General features: G+C 52.9%; 6 protein-coding genes and 1 pseudogene. 1 reads left to right on the forward strand and 6 read right to left on the reverse strand.

The features are described from left to right. Positions 1 to 338: 338 nt before the first annotated feature. The 5 genes from D1841_RS16235 to D1841_RS16255 form a co-directional block, all read right to left on the reverse strand. The gene (locus D1841_RS16235; RefSeq protein WP_160644646.1) at positions 339 to 638 is read right to left on the reverse strand and encodes a hypothetical protein; all 300 of its coding nucleotides are present in this window, start codon (positions 636 to 638) and stop codon (positions 339 to 341) included. Between the two features lie 161 nt (positions 639 to 799). Continuing rightward, positions 800 to 1,426: a ribulose-phosphate 3-epimerase gene (gene rpe, locus D1841_RS16240; protein ID WP_160644644.1), complete on the reverse strand. Its 627-nt coding sequence runs from the start codon at positions 1,424 to 1,426 to the stop codon at positions 800 to 802. 223 nt (positions 1,427 to 1,649) lie between these two features. Beyond that, positions 1,650 to 2,573: an AEC family transporter gene (locus tag D1841_RS16245; RefSeq protein ID WP_237076439.1), complete on the reverse strand. Its 924-nt coding sequence runs from the start codon at positions 2,571 to 2,573 to the stop codon at positions 1,650 to 1,652. Positions 2,574 to 2,702: 129 nt separating this feature from the next. Then, the gene (locus D1841_RS16250; RefSeq protein WP_160644641.1) at positions 2,703 to 2,996 is read right to left on the reverse strand and encodes a hypothetical protein; all 294 of its coding nucleotides are present in this window, start codon (positions 2,994 to 2,996) and stop codon (positions 2,703 to 2,705) included. Positions 2,997 to 3,160: 164 nt separating this feature from the next. After that, positions 3,161 to 4,576 carry a 3D domain-containing protein gene (locus tag D1841_RS16255; RefSeq protein ID WP_166554296.1) on the reverse strand — a complete coding sequence of 472 codons (1,416 nt, stop codon included), beginning with the start codon at positions 4,574 to 4,576 and terminating at the stop codon, positions 3,161 to 3,163. A 593-nt stretch (positions 4,577 to 5,169) separates the two neighbouring features. On the opposite strand from D1841_RS16255, the gene D1841_RS16260 reads away from it, so the two are divergent. After that, positions 5,170 to 5,454, forward strand: a complete 285-nt coding sequence (locus D1841_RS16260) for a hypothetical protein (RefSeq protein ID WP_160644637.1) — start codon at positions 5,170 to 5,172, stop codon at positions 5,452 to 5,454. Here the strand turns inward: D1841_RS16260 and D1841_RS16265 are convergent. After that, a pseudogene (locus D1841_RS16265) lies at positions 5,432 to 5,596 on the reverse strand (site-specific integrase); the annotation flags it as partial. The gene D1841_RS16260 and the pseudogene D1841_RS16265 overlap by 23 nt on opposite strands. Positions 5,597 to 5,612: the final 16 nt, after the last annotated feature.

A 5,612-nucleotide genomic window follows, 5' to 3' on the forward strand; every position in this document is an offset into this window, starting at 1 on the left:
CCCCTCCTCCCCGCTCCGCCGGCGAGTGGAAGTTATCTATATATTAACCTTTGTCATGGAAAAATGCAAGCCTTTTTTTAAACTTTTTTGACGAATTCACATAACCGGGAGCAAATGTGGAAAACTAGGGTTTTAGGCGGTCTAGAGCCATTTTTGCCGTGTGAGCAGGGCAAAAACCCACTAGCTATTGGATGAATTGCCATGATTTCACTTGACAGAGCGCGGCAACTTTGGGGATTTTGCCCAGCGCAAAAGGAAGCGAATTGGCAAAAAAAGAGAAAAAAATGGCAGATTTTTGGAAAAAATTTTTTTCATAACAGGTGGGAAACGGGAAAAAATCAGTTTGCCAGAGGCCGTCCCAGCTCGTGAATGGCGTTTTTGCTCAGTTCGGCGCCATGTTCGCGGCGGTAAGCATACAGGACGGGGGCTGAGCCGATACAGCAGCCGGGAGCCACCCGGCGGACCACTTGTCTGTCCCTCAGGGGGGCCTGCACCGCGAGATAGTAGCGGCCGCCGCTGAGGGAAAGCCCGGCGGTGAGGGCGGGGCGCAGGCGGTAAAGAGCCTGCACAGCGGCGCACAGGGAGGAGGCGTCTGAGAAGCAAAAAACAAGGGGCTGCGCAGGGGTTTTCAGTCGCAAGGGCAGCACCTCTTTTGGTTTTTTTTACTTCTATTATACGGCTGCGCCGCTTCAAAAGTGCCTGTTCACCTGCTCCCACATTTCGTATACATATATATAGGATCTACCAAACTTTGCGGAAAACAAATTTTCTGGAAATTTCTTCCGAAAGCTTCCTCCCTTTACACACCCCGCAGCCACGCAATTTCCCCAGCGGGATCCTGGCTTTGAAATACGGCTGTGCCTGCCACGATATTGTCCGCCCCGGCCCGGGCCACCAGGGCTGCTGTGTCCCGGTTCACCCCGCCGTCCACCTGCACAGAAACCACTGGGAACCGCTTTTTTATTTCCCGGATTTTATCCAGCGGCCCTTCCATCAGCTTCTGCCCGCCAAAGCCCGGCTCCACAGTCATCACTGTCACCAGGGAGAGCTTCTCTCCCCAGGCCCCGATGGCCTCTGCGCCAGTCCCGGGCTTTAACGCCACGCCGGCCTTCGCGCCGCTTGCCAGAATGGCCTCCACCAAGGCTTCCGGGTTGTCTCCGCACTCCGCGTGGAAGGTGATGCCGTCTGCCCCGGCCCTGCGGAACACACCGATATAAGGCAAGGGGTTCTGAACCATTAAATGCACGTCGAAAAACAGGGAGGTTTTATCCCGCAGGGCAGCAATAACCGCAGGCCCCATGCTGATGTTGGGCACGAACACCCCGTCCATCACGTCAATATGGAGCATGTCCGCTGTTCCCACCCGGGCAACCTCCCGGCCTAAGGCGGAAAAATCCGCCGCTAAAAGTGATGGCGCTATCTGCATAAAATCGCCACGCGATACAGGATCCGCACAAAAAGGAACAAGCCATTCGCCTTTTTGTGCCCGTATCATTCCTTTCTTTAAATATTTTCGCCCCAAAAATTAGTTTTTCGGTCAAGCCTTTTCCCAAAAAGGCTTGCGGGGATTGGGGTGAGCGTCTGCCAGTGGCAGACAAGCTGCGAACCGACCGAGCCGGCAGGCGAGACCAGCGCCCCGCGATCTTGCCCTAGAAAAGGAACTGGCAGGCAAGCTGGGCCAGGATGGTAAAGATGGGGATAGTGATAATGGAAAGCACTGTGGAAACCGCCACCGTCTTAGAGGCAAGCTCTGAGTCCTGGTGGTATTCCACCGCGAAAAGCACTGTGTTCGCCGCCACCGGAGCCGCCGCCTGTATCACGCTGCTCACCAGCAGATCCGGCTCCGGGCGGATAAGCAGCAGCACTGCCAGATACGCCGCCGGGGCCGCCACCAGGCGCAGGGCCGCCATTTTGTACACTGCCAGATCGGAAATAAAGGAGTGGAGATCCACCCGGGCTATGTAGCTGCCAATGACCAGCATAGCCAAGGGGGTATTGAGGTTTGACAGGAAGCCTACCGGCTCGGTGAGCAGCGCGGGAAGCTGAAGCTTGAAAAAGTAAATGGGCAGGCCGAAAAGCAGGCCAATCATCCCCGGGTTCAGCAGCACTGTGCGAAGGTTCATCTTCGCCCCGCCGCTCATCATGTTGTAGCCGTATGTCCAGCAGACCACATTAAACACAACGATGAAGAAGGAGCCGTAAATAACCCCCTTGCCGCCTACAATGCTCTCCACCAAGGGAATGCCCATGAAGCCTGCATTGCTGAAAATGACGGCAAAGCGCAGCACCTTTTTGCGCTCCGGCGGTTCGTTCCGGAAGGTTATCAGGCTGATAACCAGGGACAGCGCTATAGCCACAGCCGAAACCACCACAGCCAGCAGCATTTCCGAAACCTGCAGCGTGCCGGTATTCCCTAAGAAGGAGTTGACTATCAGGCAGGGAGTGACAATCTTAATCAGCAGCGAGGTTACCTCTGCCGCGCCCCGCTCCGTAAACCAGCCGCATTTTGTCACCGCATATCCCACTGCGATGAGGATTAAAATCACCGCGACCTTTCCCATAATCACCATCATTGCTTCCAAAGCTACTCTCCGCCTTCCTCTTTTTTTGTCCGTCCATGTCCCATAATGTCACGCCGCTTTATGAAAACAAGATGCCAGCCCTTTTATGGGCCGCTCTTTATTTTCCAAGCGGTCGATCCCCTACTTATCCGGCTTTTTTTCCTTCCCGTTTACGGCTTCCCGCCTTTTCTGCCTGTATTCCCGCACAAAGGCAGCCGCCAAAATCAGCAGCGCGCCTCCTGTGATACACCGCAGGGCAATCCCCCAGCCGCCTTCAAACAGCTTCATCTCTGGCATCAGGGCGTCTGCCAGCCACCAGGCCCCCAGAAACAGAAAGAAGCCGCCGGCAAAATAGAAAATCTTACTCTCTTTTGTCATGGAGAAAAGCAAAATCAAGCCGACAGCAAACCATAAAAATGCGTAAAAGTACTGCATACCCGCCGCTCCCCCTTTCTTCGCTTTTCTTATTATAGCCGTTTATGGGGAAAATTACAAGAGAGGGCAGGGCGGCATTTTCCTCAAATTCTATTGCACGATTCATATAAGGCTGTCCTGCCAGGCAAAAAGCGGGAAGCCTCACAGCCTCCCGCCCTGTCTTTTTAATCCAAAATGTAAATCACCATGTCCCGCCTGCCAATATAGCTGCACTCCTCCAAGGTGTTATAACAGAGATCCGCAAGCACAGTGCCGTCCAGCAGCGCCCCGCCTGTGTCAGCCGCCACGCCGTATCCGTATACCACGCTGCCATCTGCAGAGGTTACATACATCCGGGTGCCGTAGGGAATAACGCTGGGGTTTACCGCGATAACGCCATACTCCGCTTTCATCCCAATAGAGGTGGTGCCGCCGGGTATGGAATAGGCCGTACACTCGCCTACCATCCTGTTAGAGTAAGAAACTGTGTTGCCCATGCTGTCCACAAAGGTGCCGGCGTCTCCTGCGCCTGTACTGCCGGCGCTTGTGCCGCCGGAAAGATTCACCTGCTGCCTGGTGCCGGTCAGGATGATTTCTTCCACAGGTTCCTTTGTAACAGTTTCGGAAACCACTTCCCGGCTTTCCTCCACGCCTTCGACATAGGTAACCTTATAAACGGTTTCCTTCTGGCCTTTTTCTCCGGGGGTTTTTATTTCCTCCTCCCCGGCGAACAGGGTATCGCTGTATTCATAGCGGGTGGTGAAATCCAGTTCCTCCACCAGATTTTCCTCTTCCACGCGTACCCGCTCTATAACGATTTTCATGCCCTCCTGCAGCATGTCTGTACGCTTCACATTGAGCCTGTCCTCTTCCTCTAGCCTGATGCCCGCGCTCCGCAGGGCTGCCTGAACCCGCTGGAAAGGCACCTCGTATTCCTTCGTATTCCCGTCCGCTGTCACAGTAATTTTCACCAGCCGGGAAATGCGGAGATTCATTTTATCAAAGAGCGGCTCTTCCAGGCCATAATTGCAGGCATCCTTGTCCCGCAGCTTAATGCCGGCCTGCTCCAGGGCATCTGCCACAGTGCCCCCTGTCATGGAAAGCGTCTGCGTTTTCCCCTCCATCGTTACGGTGATTTCACAGGCCCGCTTTATCTCTACCGCCAAATCCGTTGTAATCACCATGTCCCGGCCTGGCGTAACCAAATCTTCCTCTTTTACAAGGATATTGTTTTCAGCCAGGGCCTTGCGCACTGTGTCGCCCTTATAAGCCACGAACTCATGGGCCTGTCCCGCCTCCGACACCCGCAGTTTCACACCCCGGCGGATATTTACTGTGGTGGTATTTTCCACCCGCTCCGCCACGTCAAGGGGGCCTAAGGGAGCAAGCCCCTGCTGCCGGGCCTGATGCAGGATGCTTTCCAGATCTGTGCTTTTCATATTAAAGGTATAAGAAATCCCGCCATCCAGTACAGTGGCGGAAACCGTGTTCGCCATAACAGAGACTACAGAGAAAACACTGAACAGGAAAAGTAGGGTACATACCGCAGCCATGCGAACCAGCCAGTACCGCGGGGTCTTGCTTTTGTGTTTGCAGTGCATAGGTTTCATACTCCTTTCGCCGCCCAAGCAGGGCAGTCGCTGTACATAGTATAGTATGAAATACACGATCTGTCAAGAATCTTTGCCAGCATGTTTTGTGAATTTCGCACAAATTTGAATGGTACATACCTTGACATAACTCAAAAATTCCCCCGGTTTCTCCATGTTTCTTTCTCTTTCCCAGACTTATGGAAACTTCCGCCTGTGCAAATTGTATCAATTTCTCTTCCCCAAGGTCATACGCTCGCCTTTTTTAAACAGATTTATGCATATTTATGTCGATCTCTCTGCTGTTCCCCGCTATTTTCTGGCTTTACAAGAAAAGTATATGCATATTTTTTACAGTCTTATACACTTTTCGCTCAATCTTAAGTATTTGGCTCCCTGTTTGTATAGACATGCAAAACCTAACGAAAAATTTCCCAATTTTCTCCTGAAAACCACATTTTATATAGAAAGTATGCAGCTTTACACCTATATATGGGGGTTCAACAAGGGAAAGGCCTTTACATGCTTGCCCCCAACTCCGCGCACAGGTGGCGGAAGCGTTCTGCCTTCTGTAGGGCAGGCGGCTGGGTGGGGGTGAAAAGGCAGTGCTGGAGCACATCTGCGTCAACGAGAACCTCTGTAAAAGGATTGTGCCGGGCAGCTTTGTCGCTGTGGGCATAATTGGCAGCGCTGATTTTTTCTATCTCGTCCGGCGTGAAAAGCCCTGTAGGGGAGAGCAGTTCCCGGGCCAGGGCCGCCCCCTGATGGGCATGATCAGCAGGATTCCCCGTACTTTTACTTTGCAGTCGGCAAAACCCCGCTATTTATCTGGGTTTGCGGGCCGCTTGCTGCATTTTAACCTCAAATCTAACCTGAAAACGCCGCATTAACCTTTTGTGCCAAGTCCTCTGGCTTATTGTAGGTAAGATGCGCGTAGATGTCAAGAGTGATTTTGGCGTGTTCGTGTCCTGCCAGGTATTGCACTGTTTTTACGTCCACCTCCGCCAGCAGCAGATTGGTTATATAGGTATGCCCTTACGGTATAATA

Origin of the sequence: Neglectibacter sp. X4 (genome assembly GCF_009917365.1) — a bacterium.
Lineage (GTDB): Bacteria > Bacillota > Clostridia > Oscillospirales > Acutalibacteraceae > Acutalibacter.